The 22,951-nt window shown below is 46.2% G+C and carries 20 protein-coding genes; 3 read left to right on the top strand and 17 right to left on the bottom strand.

The window, feature by feature from the left end; genetic code table 11:
• Nucleotides 1-89: 89 nt before the first annotated feature.
• From ftsZ to bioB, 17 genes are all read right to left on the bottom strand, one after another.
• Nucleotides 90-1,430, bottom strand: coding sequence for a cell division protein FtsZ (gene ftsZ, locus IEN92_RS04440; protein WP_216160935.1), 1,341 nt, complete (start codon nt 1,428-1,430; stop codon nt 90-92).
• A 48-nt stretch (nt 1,431-1,478) separates the two neighbouring features.
• Nucleotides 1,479-2,708 (bottom strand): cell division protein FtsA, encoded by a 1,230-nt coding sequence (gene ftsA, locus IEN92_RS04435; RefSeq protein ID WP_215374935.1) that lies wholly within the window; start codon nt 2,706-2,708, stop codon nt 1,479-1,481.
• A 9-nt stretch (nt 2,709-2,717) separates the two neighbouring features.
• Nucleotides 2,718-3,575, bottom strand: a complete 858-nt coding sequence (locus tag IEN92_RS04430) for a cell division protein FtsQ/DivIB (protein ID WP_216160933.1) — start codon at nt 3,573-3,575, stop codon at nt 2,718-2,720.
• Nucleotides 3,572-4,558, bottom strand: a complete 987-nt coding sequence (locus tag IEN92_RS04425; RefSeq protein ID WP_216162168.1) for a D-alanine--D-alanine ligase — start codon at nt 4,556-4,558, stop codon at nt 3,572-3,574. The genes IEN92_RS04430 and IEN92_RS04425 overlap by 4 nt, the downstream gene beginning before the upstream one ends.
• A gap of 19 nt (nt 4,559-4,577) precedes the next feature.
• On the bottom strand, nt 4,578-6,014 hold the full coding sequence (murC, locus tag IEN92_RS04420) for a UDP-N-acetylmuramate--L-alanine ligase (RefSeq protein ID WP_216160930.1): 1,437 nt from the start codon (nt 6,012-6,014) through the stop codon (nt 4,578-4,580).
• Nucleotides 6,011-7,084 carry an undecaprenyldiphospho-muramoylpentapeptide beta-N-acetylglucosaminyltransferase gene (gene murG, locus IEN92_RS04415; RefSeq protein ID WP_370623865.1) on the bottom strand — a complete coding sequence of 358 codons (1,074 nt, stop codon included), beginning with the start codon at nt 7,082-7,084 and terminating at the stop codon, nt 6,011-6,013. Before murG ends, murC begins: the two co-directional genes overlap by 4 nt.
• Nucleotides 7,081-8,352 (bottom strand): putative lipid II flippase FtsW, encoded by a 1,272-nt coding sequence (gene ftsW, locus IEN92_RS04410; protein ID WP_215374926.1) that lies wholly within the window; start codon nt 8,350-8,352, stop codon nt 7,081-7,083. The genes murG and ftsW overlap by 4 nt, the downstream gene beginning before the upstream one ends.
• Nucleotides 8,349-9,971 carry a UDP-N-acetylmuramoyl-L-alanine--D-glutamate ligase gene (gene murD / locus IEN92_RS04405; RefSeq protein ID WP_216160927.1) on the bottom strand — a complete coding sequence of 541 codons (1,623 nt, stop codon included), beginning with the start codon at nt 9,969-9,971 and terminating at the stop codon, nt 8,349-8,351. Before murD ends, ftsW begins: the two co-directional genes overlap by 4 nt.
• A 13-nt stretch (nt 9,972-9,984) precedes the next feature.
• Nucleotides 9,985-11,154 carry a phospho-N-acetylmuramoyl-pentapeptide-transferase gene (gene mraY, locus IEN92_RS04400; RefSeq protein WP_215374921.1) on the bottom strand — a complete coding sequence of 390 codons (1,170 nt, stop codon included), beginning with the start codon at nt 11,152-11,154 and terminating at the stop codon, nt 9,985-9,987.
• Nucleotides 11,145-12,593 (bottom strand): UDP-N-acetylmuramoyl-tripeptide--D-alanyl-D-alanine ligase, encoded by a 1,449-nt coding sequence (gene murF / locus IEN92_RS04395; RefSeq protein WP_216160924.1) that lies wholly within the window; start codon nt 12,591-12,593, stop codon nt 11,145-11,147. The genes mraY and murF overlap by 10 nt, the downstream gene beginning before the upstream one ends.
• Nucleotides 12,593-14,143 (bottom strand): UDP-N-acetylmuramoyl-L-alanyl-D-glutamate--2,6-diaminopimelate ligase, encoded by a 1,551-nt coding sequence (locus tag IEN92_RS04390; RefSeq protein WP_216160921.1) that lies wholly within the window; start codon nt 14,141-14,143, stop codon nt 12,593-12,595. Before IEN92_RS04390 ends, murF begins: the two co-directional genes overlap by 1 nt.
• Nucleotides 14,140-15,912 (bottom strand): penicillin-binding protein 2, encoded by a 1,773-nt coding sequence (locus IEN92_RS04385; protein WP_216160919.1) that lies wholly within the window; start codon nt 15,910-15,912, stop codon nt 14,140-14,142. Before IEN92_RS04385 ends, IEN92_RS04390 begins: the two co-directional genes overlap by 4 nt.
• Complete coding sequence (gene ftsL, locus IEN92_RS04380) at nt 15,909-16,175, bottom strand: cell division protein FtsL (RefSeq protein WP_215374908.1); 267 nt, start codon at nt 16,173-16,175, stop codon at nt 15,909-15,911. The genes IEN92_RS04385 and ftsL overlap by 4 nt, the downstream gene beginning before the upstream one ends.
• The gene (gene rsmH, locus IEN92_RS04375) at nt 16,172-17,122 is read right to left on the bottom strand and encodes a 16S rRNA (cytosine(1402)-N(4))-methyltransferase RsmH (protein WP_216160916.1); all 951 of its coding nucleotides are present in this window, start codon (nt 17,120-17,122) and stop codon (nt 16,172-16,174) included. Before rsmH ends, ftsL begins: the two co-directional genes overlap by 4 nt.
• Nucleotides 17,123-17,134: 12 nt before the next feature.
• Nucleotides 17,135-17,563 (bottom strand): division/cell wall cluster transcriptional repressor MraZ, encoded by a 429-nt coding sequence (gene mraZ, locus IEN92_RS04370; protein ID WP_215376719.1) that lies wholly within the window; start codon nt 17,561-17,563, stop codon nt 17,135-17,137.
• 293 nt (nt 17,564-17,856) lie between these two features.
• Complete coding sequence (gene coq7, locus IEN92_RS04365; protein ID WP_216160914.1) at nt 17,857-18,486, bottom strand: 2-polyprenyl-3-methyl-6-methoxy-1,4-benzoquinone monooxygenase; 630 nt, start codon at nt 18,484-18,486, stop codon at nt 17,857-17,859.
• 12 nt (nt 18,487-18,498) lie between these two features.
• The gene (gene bioB / locus IEN92_RS04360; protein WP_216160911.1) at nt 18,499-19,536 is read right to left on the bottom strand and encodes a biotin synthase BioB; all 1,038 of its coding nucleotides are present in this window, start codon (nt 19,534-19,536) and stop codon (nt 18,499-18,501) included.
• 89 nt (nt 19,537-19,625) lie between these two features.
• Here bioB and bioA point away from each other — a divergent pair, with 89 nt between their 5' ends.
• Genes bioA through bioD form a run of 3 tightly spaced genes read left to right on the top strand, consistent with a single transcriptional unit; the run spans nt 19,626 to nt 22,920 of the window.
• A complete protein-coding gene (bioA, locus tag IEN92_RS04355) occupies nt 19,626-20,972 on the top strand; it encodes an adenosylmethionine--8-amino-7-oxononanoate transaminase (protein ID WP_216160907.1) in 1,347 nt (448 codons plus the stop codon).
• Entirely contained in the window at nt 20,969-22,204 is a 1,236-nt protein-coding gene (gene bioF / locus IEN92_RS04350) for an 8-amino-7-oxononanoate synthase (protein WP_216160903.1), read from the top strand. The genes bioA and bioF overlap by 4 nt, the downstream gene beginning before the upstream one ends.
• Before the next feature lie 8 nt (nt 22,205-22,212).
• On the top strand, nt 22,213-22,920 hold the full coding sequence (bioD, locus tag IEN92_RS04345; RefSeq protein ID WP_255539758.1) for a dethiobiotin synthase: 708 nt from the start codon (nt 22,213-22,215) through the stop codon (nt 22,918-22,920).
• Nucleotides 22,921-22,951 lie beyond the last annotated feature (31 nt).

Raw genomic sequence — 22,951 nt, 5'->3', positions numbered from 1 at the left:
TAGTAAGCATGCCAACGCAAGCGCGGGATTCGTCGTCCGGAGGGGCGCCGCGCTGGCATTTTGCAATTACCTATTGTATTAAGCTTTACTTAGTCCGCTTGTTTACGTAAAAAAGCGGGGATCTCATAGTAATCAGCCCCTTTATCCAGCATGGTTTTTGCCTGAGGCGAGCTATCAGCACCTAGAGTCGGCGCAGAAGTCGCCTCACGAGAGTTGCGAAAGACCCGCGGCAAATCATATTTGCTGTAATCAACACCAGTACTTGCAGGTTGATCTGCCATTGCTGGTACGCTCCCTGAGCCCGTGAGGGCCATGCCAGCGCTAGTGCTTAATGCAGAATCTAGACCCGCCTTACTCATAGCCGCAGATGGGCTAGCAGGAGCAAAGGTATTGAGATCTGCCATAGTTGGCATGGCATCACTAGTACCAGTAGCTTGTCTCCATACTACTTCTGGTTGATTGAGTTTGCGTGCTTGTGGATTATTCAAACCCGTAGCCACTACAGTCACGCGCAATGCATCGCCCAAGCTCTCGTCATACACGGTACCAAAGATTACAGTCGCATCATCTGCAGCGTAGCCACGAATAGCAGCCATCACTTCGCGAGTTTCAGACAACTTCAATGAACGGCTAGCAGTGATATTAACCAATACGCCACGGGCACCAGACAAATCAACGCCTTCGAGCAATGGTGAAGCAACTGCAGCTTCGGCAGCTAAACGTGCTCGGTCCATGCCAGAAACTGTTGCCGTTCCCATCATTGCCTTGCCTTGCTCACCCATCACCGTCTTCACGTCTTCAAAGTCAACGTTGATCAAGCCTTGAACATTGATAATTTCTGCAATGCCAGAAACTGCGTTGTGCAATACATCATCAGCACAAGCAAAGGCTTTATCAAACTCAGCATCTTCGCCCATGACTTCAAAGAGTTTTTCATTGAGAACTACGATCAATGAATCCACATAAGACTCGAGCTCTGCAGCACCATTCTCAGCAACCTTCAAGCGCTTTACACCCTCGAAGTCAAAGGGTTTGCTAATCACGCCAACGGTCAAAATGCCCATCTCTTTAGCCACTTGAGCAACGATTGGGGCTGCGCCAGTACCTGTACCACCACCCATGCCTGCAGTGATGAATACCATATGTGCACCTTGCAATGTATCTGCAATACGTGCGCGCGCTTCTTCAGCGGAAGCTGCACCAATTTCTGGTTTAGCACCAGCCCCTAATCCGCTAGAGCCCAGTTGCAAATTCACAGATGCCTCAGAGCGCTGTAAAGCGCCAGCATCGGTGTTCATGCAAATGAACTCTACGCCGTTAACACCGCGACGGATCATGTGCTGGACAGCATTACCACCAGCGCCACCGACTCCAACCACTTTAATAATGGTCTTGCCAGCTATTTCTTGATCTAACATTTCAAATTCCATATACCCTCCTAGGTAAATAACTTACTACATTGACGACGACGAAAAAACTTAAAAATTTCCTGCAAACCATTCCTTCATGCGCGCCATTACTCCTTGTAACGCGCCTGATTGAGAAACACGACGGCCACGCAGTAACTGCGCCTGACCTTCCATCAATAAACCAATGCTGGTGGCATATCGAGGGCTACGTAATACTTCATGTAAGTGGCCCCGGTACTCAGGAGTACCAATGCGCGCAGGCCTTAAGAACACCTGCTCCGCGAGCTCTACCATTCCAGGCATTAATGCAGTACCACCAGTGAGCACAATTCCGGAAGACACCATGTCTTCGTACCCTGAGTCACGCACCACACCTCTCACCAAGGTAAATAACTCTTCGACACGGGGCTCAATCACTGCAGCTAGTGCTTGCTTAGACATTGGACGTGGTTCACGATCACCTACACCCGGCACATCAATCATGGCGGCGGGATCCGCCATTTCTTGGCGAGCAATGCCATGTGCAATCTTTAAATCTTCAGCGTCAATCGTTGGCGTACGCAATGCCATGGCAATGTCATTGGTGATCTGATCACCGGCTATTGGAATCACTGCAGTATGTCGAATGGATCCCTGGCAATAAATTGCGATGTCAGTAGTGCCACCGCCAATATCCACCAAAACAACACCCAATTCTTTTTCATCATCCGTGAGAACAGCTAAGCTGGATGCCAAAGGCTGCAGAATCAAATCATTCACTTCAAGGCCACAGCGGCGCACACATTTCACAATGTTTTGTGCAGCACTGACCGCACCAGTAACGATATGTACCTTCACCTCAAGACGCAGGCCGCTCATACCAATGGGTTCACGTACATCTTCTTGGCCATCAATAATGAATTCTTGAACTAGGATGTGCAAAATTTGCTGATCCGTTGGAATATTGATTGCTTTCGCAGTCTCTAGCACGCGCTCTACATCACCAGCACCAACCTCTTTATCGCGAATTGCCACCATACCGCTGGAGTTAAAACTCACAATGTGATTACCTGCAATGCCAGTAAATACCTGGACAATTTGGCGATCGGCCATCACCTCAGCTTCCTCGAGGGCCTTCTGAATCGACTGCACAGTCGCTTCAATATTGACTACGACACCCTTCTTCAATCCTTTAGATGCAGTTTGACCAACCCCAACCACATTAAATTGGCCATCGGGCGCTAACTCTGCAACCAAGGCCACTACCTTGGAGGTTCCAATGTCTAAACCGACCAATAGGTCACGATTATCTTTACTCATTACCATTCCTCATTGCTTGAGCCCTATTTTTTTGCCATCTACGTCATTCTTTTTGATATTTGCAGATGCCAAATGCACTGCAAAACCATTTGCATAACGCAAGTCAACTGCATCGATTCGATTCGCCCATTTCTCTTGAACCTGTGGCCAATATTTGAATAAGCGTGCAACGCGCTCTTCAGTTAAATTCTTATCAGAGCTCTCTTCATCGCGCCCAAACTCCACTTTCATGCCGTTCGACAGCTTCACATGCCATGCGTAACGCTCGGTCAAAGCTAGACTAGTTACTTCAGCGCCCCATGGTTTAAACCAGTTATTGGCCTTTTCATAAAGACTCATCACTTCTTTGCCTGCGTCTTCAGGACCCGCAAAATCCAACAGCTGTGTGTCACCACTGACCTCAGAAACACGGCCTGTAAATAACTCACCATAGGTATTCATTAAGGTATTGCTGCTCTCACCACCCCAAGTAGCAAAAGGCTTCTGCTCTTCGATATTTACTACTAAGCCGTTAGGCCAAACACGGCGAACGGTTGCATGTCGTACCCATGGCATGCTTTCAAAACCCCGCTTAACATCCTCTAAACGCACGCTAAAGAAGTTACCTTGGGCAGTTTCAAATACCTCACGCTTCACAAGCGCTTTATTAATATGCTTTAAGGTTTGTCCAGCAACTGGCTCAATCTGAACCGTCTTCAAAGCAAAAACTGGTCTTTGACTTAGCCAAACCAATATCCCAACTACTAACATCGCAGCAAAACAGCGCATTAAGAATTGACTCAATCGTTGCATCCGGTCTGGATGATTCCAAAGAGGAGAGGCAAGGGTCGCTAAGATTTCACCACTGCGATTTAAGAAAGAGCTCATGCTTTGGCGCCTTCCTTTTGCTGCAGTGTTTGCATTAATAACCATAAGACTAAATCTGCATAGCCAACTCCGGCTGCCTTAGCTGCCATCGGAACTAGTGAGTGAGAGGTCATTCCAGGAGAGGTATTCATCTCCAACAAATATGGTTTTCCGGTTTTTTGATCCAGCATGACATCAGCACGACCCCAAGTACGGCATCCCAAGGCTTTGTATGCAGCCAGAGCTAGTGCTTGAACTTGCGCATTAACTTCTGGAGCAAGCCCGGTTGGGCAAAGGTATTGGGTTTCATCCGAAAAATACTTATTATGAAAATCGTAATTGGCTTGTGGCGGAATAATTTTGATCACCGGCAATGCTTCAGCCGTCTCACCTTGACCGACCAATGGGCAAGTTAACTCATCGCCCACAATGCACGTTTCAGCGATGACTTTTTTATCGAGGCCTGCAGCAAGTTGATATGCAGCTGGTAATTCTTCTGCCGACTTGACTTTGGTAAGGCCGAGAGAGGAACCCTCATGGGCTGGCTTCACAATGAGTGGTAAGCCCAATTTTTTAACAACCGCACTCCAATCACTGGCTGCAGTAAGCTCCTCAAACTCTGGAGTAGATAAACCGTTGCTCAGCCAAATTTGTTTGGTAGCAATTTTGTCAATGGATAAAGCAGAAGCCAATACACCACTGCCGGTGTAAGGAAGGCTTAATAGGTCCAATAAACCCTGGATCGTGCCATCTTCACCATAGCGACCATGAAGAGAAATAAATACTCGATCAAAATTTTCTTTAGCCAACTCTGTAGGGCAACGTAAACCTGGATCAAAAGCATGTGCATCAACGCCTTTGGAGAGCAGGGCCTCTAAGACGCCATTACCTGACATTAAAGAGATCTCACGTTCACCGGAGCGACCGCCTAATAAAACCCCAACTCGGCCAAACTCCGCCACATCCAAGCGAGATAGATCTGACTTCACGCGATCACCCCACATACCGAGACCCATTTCAGACTTAGACACTTTTTGCCTCCACTAAAGAGTGTGGCAAAGCAGAGATAGAACCTGCACCCATCGTAATTAAGACATCGCCATCCTTCAGGACTTGGCTAAGTTTTTCTGGCATCTCGGCAATACTTGCCGCATAAATAGTTGCAGCAGAATTTAAGGGGTGTTTAGCGTTTTTATCTTCTGCAAGAGCAGCCTTCATCAAACTCTTACCATCTGCCCCAGGAATTTTTGCTTCGCCAGCAGGATATACCTCAGTTAATACCAAAGCATCAAAATTTCTCAAGACTTGGACAAACTCACCGAAGCAATCCCGCGTTCTTGTAAAGCGATGTGGCTGAAATGCTAAGACCAAGCGACGCTCAGGAAAAGCACCACGTGCAGCTGCTAAAGTTGCCGCCATCTCAACTGGGTGATGACCATAGTCATCAATTAAGGTAAAGCTGCCGCCAGAAGTAAGTGCAATATCGCCATAACGCTGGAAACGTCGGCCAACACCACTAAATTCAGAGAGCGCCTTTGTGATTGCTTCATCACTAACACCAAGCTCAGTAGCAATTCCAATAGCAGCCAGGGCATTACGGACATTATGCAAGCCCGGCAAATTCAGTATTACCTCGAGAGGGCCTGGCTTATTGCCATGCCTACGAACAGTGCGACGCTCTACGGTAAAGTGCATGCATGTTCCATCAGCACGCACATTGCTCGCCCGAATGTCTGCATCCTCTGAAAGACCATACCGCAAGACTGGCTGAGATACAAATGGAATAATATCTCGCACATTAGCATCATCAATACACAAAACTGCTACACCATAGAAAGGCATGCGCTGGATAAATTGCACAAAGGCCTGCTTCAACCTAGCCATATCGTGCTGGTAAGTATCCATATGATCAGCATCGATATTAGTCACCACTTCCATTGCTGGAAAAAGCTGTAAGAAAGAGGCGTCTGATTCATCAGCCTCAACCACAATGAAATCACCGCGCCCTAAGCGCGCATTAGCACCTGCAGAATTGAGCTTACCGCCAATCACAAATGTTGGATCTAAACCGCCCTCTGCTAATACAGATGCGACCAAACTCGTTGTTGTAGTTTTACCGTGTGTGCCAGCAATCGCAATGCCTTGCTTTAAGCGCATCAACTCGCCTAACATGACTGCGCGCTGAATCACTGGAATCTTCGCCGCACGCGCTGCCAACACTTCTGGATTATTACCAGCAACAGCTGTTGAAATCACAACAGCCTCAGCGGTACCAATATTTTTAGGATCGTGCCCAATGTGAATAACAGCACCCAATTCTTTAAGGCGCTTGGTTACCGCGCCCTCAGCCAAATCCGATCCAGATACTTGATAACCGAGGTTCAAGAGTACTTCTGCAATGCCACTCATACCGGCACCACCAATACCAATGAAATGGATTTGCTGAACAATATGTTTCATACGCCCACCCCCGCACAATCTGCACAAACCTCAGCCACTCGTTGAGTTGCGTTTGGCTTAGCTAAAGCGTGTGCCCGCAAAGCCATTTCTTTTAAATCTTCACGGTTCAAGTTTTGCAGCATGAGTGCTAAATCTTGCGGATTCAGATTTTTCTGGGGCAACAATATTGCAGCGTTTGCATCAGCCAAAAACTTTGCATTTGCTGTTTGATGATCGTCAATTGCAAATGGAAATGGAATAAAACATGCAGCAACCCCACATGCGGCAACCTCGGCTACCGTCATGGCGCCAGCACGACAAATCACCAGATCTGCCTGTGCGTAAGCGGTTGGCATATCTTCAATAAATGGACGTATATCCGCTGTCACACCCATATCTGCGTAGTGCTTTTGCAAATCCGCGAGGTGATTGTCGCCAGCTTGGTGAATAACCAGGGGACGTGCATCTTTTGAGATTAGCGCCAAGGCTGCAGGGATCGTTTCATTCAGTGCTGCTGCCCCTAAACTGCCTCCAACCACCAAAATAGATAGAGGGCCATGACGTTGATCGTAACGGACAGCTGTTGGAGCGACATGCTCAAATTCTTCGCGAATCGGATTGCCGACCCACTCTGCACCATTCATCGTATTTGGGAATCCCGTTAAGGTCCGCATTGCTATTTTGGTAAGCGCACGATTAGCGCTACCAGCAACAGAATTTGACTCATGCAGCACGAGAGGGCGCTTTAATAACTTACTTACTAAACCGCCTGGAAAGGTAATGTAACCACCCATACCTAATACAACCGAGGGTTTAATGCGACGCATAATTTTCCAACTCTGGAAGCAAGCGCGAATTAAGTTGATTGGTAGCATTAACTTAGGCTTTAGTCCTTTGCCGCGCAATCCTCCAAACTCAATGGCTTCAAATGGAAAATCGCAAGACTTCACTAGGCGGTATTCCATACCGCTTTGATTTCCTAGCCACGACACGTTCCAACCGCAGACCCGTAAATATTCGGCGACAGCCAGGCCTGGGAATATATGCCCACCAGTACCGCCAGCCATCACCAAAATTGAGGGTCTTGTCACAGCTTCCCTCCACGCATCAAAACGCGATTTTCATAATCAATGCGCAACAGCATTGCAATTGCTACTGCATTCATCAAAATACCTGAGCCACCGTAACTGACTAAGGGCAAAGTCAAACCTTTAGTTGGAAGTAGGCCCAAGTTCACACCCATATTGATAAAGGCCTGCCAACCGATCCAAATCGCTACACCCTTTGCAGCCAGTCCAGCAAAGCTACGATCCAACTGTAAAGCAGTTCGGCCAATTAAGAAGGCACGGCGAACCACCCAATAGAACAAGAAAATCATGACGAGCACGCCAACAAACCCAAGCTCTTCACCAATCACCGCCATAATGAAGTCGGTATGAGCCTCAGGTAAGTAATGCAATTTCTCAACACTGCCCCCAAGCCCCAAACCAAACCATTCCCCGCGACCAAATGCCATCAAGGAGTGAGTTAACTGATAGCCCTTATTGGCTGCGTTATCAACTTGCCAAGGATCCACAAATGCCATGATCCTTTTTTGCCTAAATGGTGATAGTGCGATGATGGTGACAGCACTGGCAATTCCAACCGCTACTAGGCCCCCAAATAATTTGGCATTGATACCGCCCAAAAATAGAATGCCAAAAGCGATGATGGCAATCACGATGAAAGCACCCATATCAGGCTCTTTCATCAAAAGGCCACCTACTAAAGCAACTGCAATACCCATAGGCAACATTCCCTTAGAGAAGGAATGTAAATATTCTTGACGACGCACTGTATAGCTAGCAGCAAAAATGACTGCTGCAAATTTCATTAACTCCGAAGGTTGGAAGTTCATTAATCCCAATGGAATCCAACGTCTAGCGCCGTTGACGCCCTTACCAATACCTGGAATAAGTACAGCGATTAGTAGTAACACTGTGATGCCAAAAATCACTGGTGAATATCGATCCCACACTTTGGTTGGAATCTTAAATACCCAGATGCCAACTCCAATTGCAATCACTAAAGAGATTACGTGACGAATGAGGAAAAAGTTGCTGCTGTAATTGGCATACTTAGGGCCGTCAGCCAATGTAATTGAGGCTGAATAGACCATGACTAAGCCAATTAAGGCCAGGGAGAGAACGGCCCAAACCAACAACTGGTCATACTCCATCATGCGTGAGCGAGTTTGCTCTACACCAGACACTGCATCTCTTAAGCCGGTGCGGAAGTTATCAATTCCACCTCTAGAAAAATTCCAGAAGCGATCTAGGCTCAAACGATTTTCTGGAAAGAATTTTTCTTTTAAATTCATGCCTGAACTCCTTCGAAACGCATTCCCAACTCTTCGACTTCTGCAGCAAAGACCTGTGCACGAGCAACATAATCTTTAAATTGATCCAAACTTGCACATGCAGGTGACAGTAAAACGAGATCACCAGACTGAGCTTGTTGTGCAGCAGCTTTTACAGCAGCCTCTAAGTTGCCACTTAATGTGCAAGGAATGTCGCCACCTAAAGATTCGCCAATGGTAGGGCCATCTTTTCCAATCAGGAAAACGCCTTTTACGAAACGTAAGGCTGGCTCACGCAATGGGCTGAAATCTTGCCCCTTACCATCACCACCAGCAATTAACCAAATTCGTTTACCAGACTCGTTACTACCCAAACCGTTTAAGGCCGCAACAGTGGCGCCGACATTTGTACCCTTACTATCATCCACATATTCAACGTCGTTCACAATCGCAATACTTTGAACACGATGTGGTTCGCCATGGTAGTCACGAAGACCATGCAACAACACACTCATTGGCAAATTAGCAGCTCTGGCTAAAGCAAGTGCAGCCAGGGCATTTAATGCGTTATGACGACCCCGAATACGTAATGCATCAGCAGGGATTAAACGCTTTAAGCGCAATGGCTCATCTTCTGCAATCTCAGCAGACTTCCGACGGCGCTTTGGTTTAGGCTCAAGATCTTCATCTATCTCAGCCCATACCAACCAATCAATACCGCCCGCGCGCAAGTCATGCTCAATACCAAAAGCACCTTGTTCATCTGGGCGATTAGATCCAAAAGTCACGATCGATTTTTCTGCCCTTTGCTCATCTGAAAGCAAATTCATCACTAGAGAATCATCGCGGTTCAAAATGCAAACGGTGTCGGCACCAAATATCTTGGCTTTTGCATCTGCATATGCGGACATATCACCATGCCAATCCAAGTGATCTTGCGATAGATTTAAAACAGTGGCAGCAGTAGGATTTAGAGTGTTGGTATAGACCAGCTGGAAGCTAGATAACTCGAGCACCCAAATATCTGGCATATCCTCAATCTGATCTGCTCCATTTAAACAATCCATCAACTTATCAAGAGCGGCAGGACTGATATTCCCAGCTACTGCAACCTTCTTACCAGCGCGCTCACAGAGTTGACCAGTTAATGCGGTAGTCGTCGTTTTGCCATTGGTACCTGTAACTGCTAAGACTGAACTGGAATAAGTTGACTCCATTAATTGCGCCATGCGATCCAAACCCGCCATAGCGCGAGCAAAAAATTCAATCTCGCTCCAAACATCGATTCTGGCTTTTCTAGCTTTGATCAAAAAGGATTGGCTTGGCTCTTGAATCGGTGATAAGCCAGGACTAATACCAATCACGTCAATATCCACCAGCAACTCATCAGTGAATGCTCCAAACTGAATATCTTTCAGACCTGCAATCTTTAATTCATCTAACCAAGCATTCTGACGCTCGGTCAAATTTGTTGGTTCGCGTGTATCTGCCAGCCGTACTGCAGCGCCATTGCGCAAACACCACTTCGCCATGGCAACACCTGATTCACCTAAACCTAAAATCAAAAAGCGATGAGGTGCCTGATAAGCTGAATCAGATATTAAGGCTGGGTTAGCGAAAGTATTTTCTATATTCAACATATTGACTTGTGGCTCACCGTAATTTCAAGCTAGATAAACCAATTAATACTAAGAGAATGGTGATAATCCAGAAGCGCACTACCACTTGAGTTTCTTTCCAACCACCCAATTCAAAATGATGGTGCAAGGGTGCCATACGGAAAATACGCCGTCCCTCGCCACAATATTTTTTAGTCAACTTAAACCAAACCACTTGCAGCATTACTGAAACGGTTTCTGCAACAAAGATTCCGCCCATTACAAAAAGTACGATCTCTTGACGAACAATGACTGCAATTGTTCCGAGTGCGCCGCCCAGGGCCAGCGCTCCAACATCACCCATAAATACTTGCGCAGGATGCGTGTTGTACCAGAGGAAAGCCAAACCAGCACCGCCCATCGCGCCACAAAAGATCAGCAACTCTCCAGCGCCTGGGATGTATGGAAATAGTAAATATTTAGCGTAAATGGCATTACCCATCACATAGGCAAATGCACCCAGTGCTGCACCGACCAAAATGACCGGCATGATGACTAGGCCGTCTAGTCCATCAGTGAGGTTAACGGCATTACTACTACCCACCATCACCAAGTAGCTCAAAATGATGAAGCCCATCATTCCCAATGGATAGCTCACTTCTTTCATGAAAGGGATTAGCAAATTAGTTTTTGCTGGAAGGTCTAGTGCAAAACCGCTTTGGAGCCATTCATAAAACAATTGCAATACTTTGAGGTTATTTGCCTCAGAAACTGAGAACGCCAAATAAATTGCTGCAAATAAACCAATCAAGGTCTGCCAAAAGAACTTTTCTCTTGAGGCCATACCATTGGGATCTTTGCGTACAACCTTACGATAATCATCAACCCAACCAATTGCTCCAAATCCAAAAGTAACAATCATCACAATCCAGATAAAACGATTGCTTAAATCAGCCCACAACATGCAAGAAACAAAAATACCAATCAGGATCAATACACCACCCATGGTTGGAGTACCGGATTTCACTAAATGCGTTTGTGGTCCATCGGTACGGACTGCCTGACCCATCTTTAAAGCGCTCAATTTACGAATGACCCACGGGCCAGCAGCCAAACCAATCAACAAAGCAGTAACGGTTGCCATCACTGCTCTAAAGGTGATGTAGTTAAAGACTCGCAAAAAGCCGTAGTCGTCTTGGAGCCATTGCGCCAAAATTAAGAGCATGTTTTAGCCTCCTCTAATAAGGCTTGCACTACACGCTCCATGCGCATAAAACGGGAACCTTTAACCAATATATGAATATGTGAATTGCTCGAATTTGACTTGGCTTGAAGGGCGCCCCTCAATTGCGCAATCAAGCTATCCACATCTGAGAAATGTTGGGCACTCTTCTCAAATTGACTGTTTTTCTTGGCCTCGTCAAAACCTTTAATAGCAAATTGACATTGCTCACCCAAGGCAAATAACTGAGCAATGCCCTGCTCAGCAGCATAGGCACCAACCTCACGATGAAACTCAGGTCCTTGATTGCCTACCTCACCCATATCACCCAAAATTAACCAAGCCATATCTCCGGACTGCTTTAAAGCATCAATCGCTGCTCTCACTGAATCTGGATTAGCGTTATAGCTATCATCAATTAGGGTGTAATGTGAATCAATTTTCTTAGTCTGCATGCGCCCGCTCACTGGAGCAAACGCTTCGAGGCCTTCTTTAATTTTTTCAAGGCTAACGCCGGCTGCTATTGCTACTGCGCTTGCAGCCAAAGCATTGCGGACATTGTGGCTACCGAGTGTATTTAATTGAACTTCTATCGAGCCTAGTTCAGTTTCCACTTGGACATGGCCGTTATTCAAGAGCATGCCCTTGACAGCGGCTTGAGTCTTTGTGTTGCCAGACTGTAAAACGAAATCAATGACTTTGCGACCCGCCGCAGCCGCTTGCCAAACTGGAGTGAACTCCGAATCTGCGGGAAAGACTGCAACGCCGTCTTTTGGCAAGGCCTTTATGGCATCAGAATGCTCTTGTGCTACTGCCGCCACCGTTGCCATGAACTCTTGATGTTCACGCTGCGCATTATTAATTAATGCAATATTGGCCTGAGCAATCGCTGCTAATTGGGCAGTCTCACCCGGATGGTTCATACCTAACTCAACCACAGCAAGGCGATCTGTTGATCTGAGTTTGAGTAAGGTTAAAGGTAGCCCAATCTCATTATTGAGGTTACCTTTGGTAACTAAAGTGTGCCCTTCTCCTACCGCAGCTTTAAAAATAGCGGCAATCATTTCTTTAACCGTAGTCTTACCATTGCTACCAGTAACGACTGCCAATGGGATCGGGTGAGCTTTTCGCCATTCTTTCGCCAATTCGCCTAAGCCAAAGCGGGTATCAGCAACACAAACTGCACAAAGATTTGTAGGACATTTTTCGGTATTGCTAATTAATGCACCAGCTGCGCCAGCCTGCGCAACATCGCTTAAAAAATCATGCGCATCAAAGCGCTCGCCAGATAAAGCCACAAATAACTCTGCGGATTCAATTTGGCGGCTATCGGTACCGACACGAGAGATATTTAATGCTTGCGCATCTTCCTCAGAAATATTGAGCAACTTGCTACCAGGCAACATTGCATGTACTTGAGCTAATGTGGTCATACTCGACATCACACCAATCCCCCAGCCGCTAGACGAATATGCTCTTGATCAGAAAAGTCAAATTTCTTACCGTGAATTTCTTGAGTAGTTTCATGACCCTTGCCAGCTACTAAAACGACATCTTTAGAAGAGGCATTGCGTACCGCAGCCATGATCGCAGCTGCCCGATCCTCAACCATTTGTACATTCTCGGCAGCAGCAGTAATACCAAAGCGAATCATTTCCATAATTACCTGAGGCTCTTCAGAGCGTGGGTTATCGCTGGTAATCACAATGTAATCTGCGGTTTGATAAGCTACAGCACCCATTTGTGGGCGTTTACCAAGATCACGATCGCCACCACAACCAAATACACACCAAATTTTTCCACCGCGCTGCTCAGCGATTGGTCTTAATGCTTTTAATGTCTTTTCGAGCGCATCTGGTGTGTGGGCATAATCCACGACTACCATTAAGCCCTCAGACTTTTGCTGTTTACCCAATTCAATCAGCTCCATACGGCCTGGAACAGGACGCAATTGGGAAATTCTTTTGCCAGCCTCTTCGCAAGTCAAGCCTTGACTGAGTAATACAGTCCAAACTGCCAGTACATTGCTTACATTAAATTCACCCAACAATGGAAGATGCAGTACGCTTTGGCCAAGGTTTTCACATACAAATACAACATCATAGCCAGCACCATTCAAGATAATGTCTTTTGCATATACTCGCTGCAAACGATCACCAAACTTTTCAAAGCCTTCAAGTGCTTTTTGACTTAAGGCATAAGCCCAAACTTTTGTCTCAGCTTTAGCCAAAAGTTTCATAGCCAATTCACGGCCAAATGAATCATCAAAATTGAGTACTGCATGCTCTAAATTGGATTGCTGAAATAGTTTGGCTTTAGCTTGCGCATAATCAGCCATACTGCCGTGGTAATCCAGATGATCTTGGGTCAAATTGGTAAACACAGCGCAATTGAATTGGGTTCCAGATACTCGACCTTGATCCAGTGCATGTGATGAAACTTCCATCGCCACCTGTTTGGCTCCAGCATCTAATAATTCTTTTAATTGAGTTTGTAACTTGGGAGCATCGGGTGTGGTGTAGCCAGTTTGAACTAACGCACCTGGGAAGCCGGTCCCCAAAGTCCCCAAGACTGCCGTTCGGTGATTAGCCCCATCCAGTGCTTGGGCTAGCCATTGGGTAATGCTCGTTTTCCCATTAGTACCTGTGACCCCAATCACTTTTAATTGCTGACTTGGATGCCCATACCACTGCGCACAAATTTCACCCGCTTTAGCTGCAAGATTTTCAACCGGAATACATTGGGGATGCTCTGCATACTGCTCAGCAAAATCCAGGGGATCAAATACAACTGCTGCTGCACCAGCATTTAATGCCGCTTCAATAAATTGACGGCTATCCCGTAATACAGACCCATGACCAACTGGGTAAGCAAAAAAGATATCGCCAGATTGAATCTGGCGACTATCTGCACTCACTGTTACAGAGCTCTTCGCTAGTTCATGCAAACGATCAATTAAGAGACTGGGCTCAATATTCACTACTGCCCTCATCTTTTCAAAGCCACATGCTGTGTCTGCACATTCGCAGTACGAATTTCTGCAGGACTCTTATCCTCCAGAACCATCTGTTTCACTTTGTTGTCTGGCAACACATTCAATGTACGCAGTGTTTCACCAACAATCGTTGAAAAAACCGGTGCAGCGACATCGCCACCATAGTGACTTCCACCAGTGGGTTCATCAATCATGACTGCAACCACGATACGTGGCGCACTAATCGGTGCTAGTCCAGCAAAATAAGCGCGGTACGAGTTTCCATATCCCTTACCTACTAACTTATGAGCAGTACCTGTTTTACCGCCAACACGATATCCCTCAGTCTGCGCTTTCACGGCTGTGCCGCCAGGCTCGGTTACGGCCTCCATCATGCCGCGCATTTCAATAGCAGTTTTTGCTGAAAGCACTCGAGTGCCTGGCTTAAATTCAGGGCTACGCTCAATCGTGAGGGGTACCAATTCGCCATCACGCGCAAACACTGTGTAAGCACGAGCCACCTGAAACAGCGATGCCGAAATACCATATCCAAATGCGATACGGGCCTGGTCAGTAGGCATCCACTTCTTAAATGGATGGACAGTTCCTGCAACTGCTCCAGGGAAACCAATTTTTGGAGCCTGCCCCAAACCTACAGCAGTATAAAAATCCCACATCTCTTCTGGTGAGAGATTATTCATTGCAATCTTTGCGGTACCAATATTGCTTGATTTTTGAATGATCTGAGCAACCGTGAGATTTCCATATGGATGTGTATCAGTAATCGGTTTTGGACCAACCAGATATTTCGCACCAATCACCATATTGGTATTGGGTGCAACGGCACCTTTTTCTAAGGCAATTGCAACAGTTAATGGTTTCATTGTTGAGCCAGGCTCAAACGTATCAGTCATCACACGATTACGGAGTTGCTCACCACTCAGATTTCTGCGATCGTTTGGGTTGTAGCTTGGGTAATTTGCTAAAGCCAAAATTTCGCCAGTCTGAGTATCCAAGACCACTGCGCCGCCCGCTTTAGCATGATGCTCAATCACAGCATCTTTTACCGCGTTATAGGCAAGATATTGAATCTTGCTATCAATCGACAGTTGTAAGTCTTTGCCGTTTTGCGGCAATTGCTCAATTGCTACATCTTCCACAACACGACCTAAACGATCAATGACTACCCGTCTTTGCCCAGGGTGTGCAGCAAGTTCTTTCTCCCTGGAAAGCTCCATTCCCTCCTGGCCACGATCTTCCACATTGGTAAAGCCCACCACATGTGCCATCGCCTCGCCTTCTGGATAGAAACGACGATATTCATTATTTAGACCAATGCCAGGTATTTCAAGCTGCTTAATTTGTTGAGCAATAGCTGGTTCAACCTGACGTTTTAGGAAAATCTGCTTGCGTTCTTCTTTGAGTTTCCTGCGCAATTCTGCTTCACTCATTTGCAATAAGCTCGCAAGCTTTTGAACTTTATCTGCTGCTAAATCATCGGGAACTGTATCGTTGTAAGCAATCACAGACTTTGCCTCAAGACTGGTAGCAATGACTTGACCATTGCGATCCAAAATCTTGCCGCGACTGGCAGGCAACTCTAACTCTCGTTGTGTGCCACGTACACCCTTGGCTTCATAAAACGCATTTCCCGGACCTTGAATCCAAAATGCACGCAGCAATAGCAACATGAATACAAAGAACAGGAGAAATAGCATCAAGCGCGACCGCCACATTGGCAGGCGCAGCACTAAATTTGGGGTAGTAGAAAAACCAACCGGCCTCATTTAGCCTCCTTTAAATACAGAGTACGCTCAGGAGAAATTGGGGACATATGCAATTGATTGCGTGCTACATCACGAATCCGTGCAGATTTAGATAGGTTGCGCTGTTCGTATTCCAAACGCAATCCTTCTTGCTTCAAAGCGCGCTCTTCAATTTGAGCCCGCTCTTGTGCGATGAATAGTTTTCGAGCTCGTTGCTGTGCCGCCACCAAAGAGAGTGCACAAATTAAAAGTAAAGCGAGCAAGGTTAGAGTTGCACGATTCATGCAAATGCTCCGATACGCTTTTCTGCTACTCGCATAATTGCGGAGCGTGCACGCGGATTTTCTAAAATCTCAATGTCGCTGGGCTTTACCCTAGCAATAATTTCTAAGGCACTTTGTGGCAAATCTCTATCGCGCACTGGAAGGCCACGTGGCACTTCCACTTTGGCGTTGGATTGCAAGAATTGTTTAACAATGCGATCTTCTAAGGAGTGAAAACTAATGACAGCTAGTCTCGCTCCTGGCTTTAATAAACGCAGAGCAGCCTTTAGGCCTAATTCCAAATCTTCCAATTCGCGATTAATAAAAATCCGTAAGGCTTGGAAAGTTCTGGTTGCAGGATCTTGACCAACTTCGCGTGTGCGAACCACGCTAGCTACTAGTGCAGCCAATTCAGTGGTTGTTTTTGGTGACAATCCCTCTTCTCGCTTAGCCACAATAGCTTTAGCAATCTGAAATGCAAAACGCTCTTCGCCGTAAGTCTTAATCACGTAAGTGATCTCCTCGAGCGATGCCTGCTCCAACCACTCTGCCACTGTCAAGCCCTGCTCTGTATTCATCCGCATATCGAGAGGTCCTGCGCGACGAAATGAAAACCCACGGTGCGCTTCGTCCACCTGCGGAGAACTGATTCCGAGATCTAACAAAATTCCATCGACCGATTCTGCTTGGGCATATTGATCCATCCGTGCGAAGCTGTCGTGCACGATCGTTAAACGTGGATCTTGGATTGTCTGTGCAACTGCGATCGCATCTAAATCCTTGTCGAAAGAAATCATGCGCGCGGTTGGAGGAAGCTGCTTGAGCAATGCCTGGGTATGACCACCCCGCCCAAATGTTCCATCGATCACTACAATATTTTCTGATGCGTTTTGATTCTGAATGAGCGGACCACTGATTAGCGCCGTCACCGCCTCGGCCAGTAACACTGGGCGATGAGTTATGTTCATAGCACCCTGTCATCAAAAATTAAATTGCTTGAGTGCTTCAGGCATACCTAGTGCAATTGCAGCCTGTTCTTTTGCAGCGTAAGTTGCTGCGTCCCACAATTCCAAATGACTACCCATACCAAGCAAGATCACTTCTTTTTCTAGTCCTGCAGCTGCACGCAACTCTGGACCTACTAATACGCGACCTGCACTATCAAGATCCATTTCAGCTGCATTACCGAGAAAAATTCTGCGCCACCAATGGGCATCCATCGGAAGTTGCGCAACCCTTGCTCTAAAGGTTTCCCACTCCGGCCTTGGAAAAAGCAAAAGGCAGCCATCAGGGTGTTTTGTCAGCGTGATTCGACCCTCGCCTTGAACCAACAAGGCGTCACGATGCTTGGCGGGAATAGACATCCTGCCTTTTGCATCCAAATTGAGAGCTGACGCACCTTGAAACACCATTTACCCCACTTTTTCACACTTCCTCCCACTTTAGAGGATCACGCTAGGGGGGTCAAGTGTTTTTGGGGATTTTTTTGGGAATTTCTCTAGTGTTTACAAACACTTAGCGTCATGTCCTGAGAAAATACTGATAATAAAATAGCTACTTGAAACAATGGCTTGGAAAATATACTTAAGAATAGGTCTTAGCTATAAGGCCAGATAATGCCTAAATATACTGTATTTAAAAACAGTATTCTAAAAAATGACTTTAAAAAAATAATCGTTAAATGTAATTGCTTTGATTTATTTTAAATTTTGTAAGCAGTTGTCGTCATGAGTTTTGACATCGCTTGCATAATTTTCTGAATTGGCTCTGGCAAGCTAACACCGCCTGCATGCAAAGCTGCTTGTCCATGTGCAATTTCATCCATGCGCATTTGATCAACAATAGCGCGTGAACGTTGATCTGTTTCGGGCAACTTTTGGAGATGACTTTCTAAATGATTCTCGACTTGCTTTTCAGTTTCTGCAACAAAACCTAAGCTCCATTGATCGCCCGCTAAGCCAGCCACCAAGCCGATTGCAAAGGATCCGGCATACCAAAAAGGATTGAGATAACTCGTGTGCGAACCCAACTCTTTAAGACGTGTTTCACACCAAGCCAAGTGATCCATTTCTTCTTGACCAGAGTGATCTAGCATCTGTTGAATTTGCGAATTTCTGGCAGCTAATTTTTGTGATTGATAGAGTGCTTGAGCACAGACCTCACCAACGTGATTCACGCGCATCAAGCCGGCAGCATGCTTTCGCTCAGCAGCATCAAGAGCTGTCGTTACTCCCACTTCTGAGCCAGGCGTTGGCCGCCCCGCATTCGCCCCACCTACAACCGAGCGCAGCGCAGTGTCAAATTCAATAATGAAACGGTCGATGAGGGCCATAAACCGAAAAAATTAGACCAAAACCTCAGCTTTACAACTTTGCTTAGTCTTAAGCCCCAATTCTGCCAATAGCGCGCGATCTTGCTCTGCCTCAGGGTTGCCGGTTGTGAGTAACTGCTCACCATAGAAGATGGAATTGGCTCCAGCCAGAAAGCACATGGCCTGCACAGCTCTTCCCAGCTCTTGTCTACCAGCAGATAAACGCACACGTGCCTTGGGCATAGTGATTCTGGCAACAGCGATTGTTCTCACGAATTCCAAGGGGTCTAAAGGCTTTTGATCGGCTAGGGGAGTGCCTGCAACTGGCACGAGATGGTTAATCGGCACTGACTCAGGATAGGGGCTGAGATTCGCTAAGCGAGCAAGGAAAGCAGCACGTTGTTCGCGAGATTCCCCCATGCCCACAATACCGCCACAGCACACAGACATCCCTGCAGCACGAACGTTTGAAATAGTATCCAGACGATCTTGATAGCCCCGTGTAGAGATCACGGAACGATAAAAGTCTTCACTCGTATCTAGATTGTGATTGTAAAAATCCAAGCCAGCCTCTTGCAGTGCCTGGGCCTGATCGGCCTCCAGCATGCCTAAGGTAGCGCAAGTCTCAAGACCCAAGGCTTTGACACCTTTGATCATCGCAGTGACTTTTTCAATATCCCGATCCTTAGGCTCACGCCAGGCGGCGCCCATGCAAAAACGATTTGAGCCAGCTGCTTTAGCTGCTTTAGCAGCCTCTAAAACCTCTTCCAAGCCCATGAGTTTTTCTGCTTTGACATCGGTGTCATAGCGGGCAGCCTGTGGGCAGTAACCGCAGTCCTCGGGACAGCCGCCTGTCTTGATGGAGAGCAATGTTGCCAATTCCACATCGCCCTCAGGGAAATTCACTTTATGTGTTTCTTGGGCTTTGCTCATTAATTCATTGAAAGGCAAGTCAAATAAAGCCTCTATTTGCGCGACTGTCCATTCACCAGAGGCATCGACCTCTTTACGTAAATTTGCCTTAGATTTGACTAAGGTAAGCGGTTTTTCAACAGTTTGGGCGTCCAACATGGGCAAATTCCAGAAAATAGATCAATTCAAGGCATAAACATAACAGATACAAGCCGGAAATTGGAAAAACTAGTGGTCAAATATCAAACATGAAGGATATTTCTGATTTAAATCAACCCAGTCTCGTTGATCGCAGCCTCGCTGCCGTTTGGCACCCCTGCACTCAGATGAAACACCATGAATCCTTTCCTCTGGTGGGGATTAGCAAAGGTAAGGGTGCATGGCTTTACGATGAGCAGGGAAATGCTCTGCTTGATTGCATTAGTTCATGGTGGACAAATCTATTCGGCCACTCCAATCCTCAAATCAATCAAGCCATCATCGATCAATTAGAAAAGATTGAGCATGTGATGCTGGCAGGCTTTACTCATGCTCCCGTTGTTGAGTTGTCTGAAAAACTCTCCGCACTAACTGGCGGCAATTTAGGCCACTCTTTCTATGCTTCTGATGGTGCCTCTGCAGTAGAGATTGCCTTAAAGATGAGTCACCACTTTTGGCAACTCAAAGGCAAACCTCAAAAGAAAAAATTTGTTTGCTTAGAAAATGGGTATCACGGAGAGACACTAGGGGCATTAGCAGTCACTGACGTTGCCATCTTCCGCGAGGCTTACGGATCACTGCTACAGGATGTTTTCACCGTTGCATCACCTGATGCACGTAAGGCAAATATTAGTGAGAGCGCAGAGCAAGTTGCTCAACATGCGGCCAGTGAGCTTGAACAACTGCTTCAAAAAGAACATGAACAGATTGCTGCCATCATCATCGAACCCTTGGTGCAATGCGCGGGACAAATGGCTATGTATTCGCCTGAATATCTTCGTCTAGCAAGAGATTTATGCAATCGCTATGAAGTTCATCTGATAGCAGATGAGATTGCGGTGGGCTGCGGCCGAAGCGGTCGATTTTTTGCCTGTGAGCATGCCGGTATTTGGCCCGATTTTTTAACCTTATCTAAAGGCATTAGCGGAGGCTATCTACCGCTTTCTCTTTGCCTCACTAAGGATTCTATCTATCGCGCTTTTTATAGCGACCAAACACAACAGGGCTTTCTTCACTCCCACTCTTATACTGGAAATCCATTAGCTTGCGCTGCAGCTCTAGCTTGCTTAAATATTTTTGAAACTGAACATGTTTTAGAAAAAAATAGTCTTCTCTCACAAGATTTAGCAAATGCTTTTACATGGGCAAAAGCAGATTCTCGTATCGAGCATTGGCGCCAACAAGGAATGATTTTGGCTTTTGATGTCAAAACTTCTGCCATCAAAAACCCAAGCCTCTTTGCACGTGAGATGTTTGCGAATGGCTTAACTCAGGGCATTTTGATTAGACCCATTGGCAATACGATTTATGTCATGCCGCCCTATATCTTGTCTGCTGACGAGACAAAGCAAATGGGTGCTGCAGTTCAAAGTGCGCTGGAGAAAACTCTCGCATGAAAAAAGTATTTACAGCCCTAAACCTGGCTCAAGAACAGATTGAAGAGCTGGACTCACAACTTCTGAAGCGCACTTTACGTGCCACTCAATCGCCTTGTGATGTCAATGCCATCGTTGGCGACAGGGAGCTTAAAGCGTTTTGTAGTAATGATTATTTAGGTCTTGCCAACCACCCTGAACTTATAAAAACACTAGCACAGGGCGCTGAAAAATATGGAGTTGGTAGTGGCGCATCTCATTTAATTAGTGGCCATAGTGCTGCCCATGAATTACTAGAAGACAAATTAGCTACTTTTCAAAAAGAGCATATTCCTCAAGCCCGTGCCTTATTTTTTAGCACTGGATACTTAGCTAATCTTGCTGCAATTACAGGCCTGATTCGACTTGCACCCCCAAAGGGTGCGAGCATTTACTCTGCCAAACTCAATCACGCCTCTTTGATTGATGGCGTCCGCCTTGCAAGCGCTCAGTCGAGCGCAAGTGTTAGCTTGTTTGATCACACTGACCTTAGCTCTCTGATTGAGCAACTCAGTCTAGACAGTAAAGCGCTAAAACTCATCGTAACGGATGGTGTTTTTAGCATGGATGGAGACCTCGCACCAGTTAGAGAGCTGCTGAAAATTGCCGAGCAATACGATGCTCTGCTCTTAGTGGATGATGCGCATGGCTTTGGAGTGCTAGGTAAATCTGGTCACGGCATTTTGGAGCAGGAAAATATTCATTCCGATCGAATTATTTATATTGGCACCCTAGGTAAGGCTGCGGGCGTCAGTGGAGCATTCATTTGCGCTCAAGACACCTTTATAGAGTGGCTGATACAAAAAGGGCGTCCCTATATTTACAGCACTGCAACTCCGCCAGCCATTGCACATGCCCTACTAAAGAGCCTAGAAATTATTGAGAGTGATGAAGGTGCTCGACGCCGTACCCAACTAAGCCAATTAATCAACATGTGGCGAGACGAAATGGTGTTCACAAGCTGGCAAAAAGTTCCATCTTGCACGCCGATTCAACCTGTCGTTCTTGGTAGCAATGCCAATGCACTACTGGCAGCTAAATTGCTAGATGAAGCGGGTTATTGGATTCCAGCAATACGTCCGCCAACCGTTCCGGTTGGTAGTGCGCGCTTACGTATTACCTTTTCAGCTAATCACAGTCTTGAAGATTTACAAAAACTCATGAAGACTTTAAATTCAATCGAGCAAACAGTGATCGAGCAAGCATCTTCATGAGTAATCGCATGAATTTTTTCGTAACTGGGTCTGATACGGAGGTTGGCAAAACCCTGGTGAGTGGCGCGCTCATTGTGAAGCTGCGTGATCAGGGCATTAACGCAATTGGATTTAAGCCTGTTGTTGCAGGAACCTTCAAAAACTCAAATGGCCAAGTTCTGAATGAAGATTTAGAAACGCTTCGATTAGCCTCTAGGCTATCCCCAGGTGATCTAACTTTGTGCCCTTACGTGCTGGATGCCCCCGCTGCCCCACATTTAGTGGCCGCTAAAGATAACTTGCGGCTGGAGATGCAAACCATCATGCAAGCGCTTCATGTCGTTCAAAAGCAATGTGATTATGTTGTCGTCGAAGGTGCGGGTGGGCTCTTAACTCCGATCAATGATCAAGAGGATCTTGGTGATTTTGCCCAGCAGCTTGGTTTCCCAGTCATTTTGGTGGTCGGCATGAAGTTGGGTTGTATCAATCACGCACTGCTCACTCTAGAGGCAATCCAATCTCGCAAATTAACAATTGCTGGTTGGATTGCAAATTCTCCATTAATTGAAATGCCATTCTTAAATGAAAATATCCAAACCTTGCAATCTAGAATTCATGCTCCTTTTTTAGGAAACATTCCGACATTACCTAAGGATCTTCAAAAGCTACAAAATCAACCCTACTCTATCGAAGCCCTTAATTTTGCAGCACAGCATATTCGATTGCCAGCACCTTAAATTCATCCTTATAGCGGTGTAAAAGTGCATG

Origin of the sequence: Polynucleobacter sp. MWH-Creno-3A4 (assembly GCF_018881885.1) — a bacterium.
Lineage (GTDB): Bacteria > Pseudomonadota > Gammaproteobacteria > Burkholderiales > Burkholderiaceae > Polynucleobacter.
The sequence above is the reverse complement of the archived record's forward strand: the minus strand, read 5'-3'. Positions and strand labels throughout refer to the sequence as shown.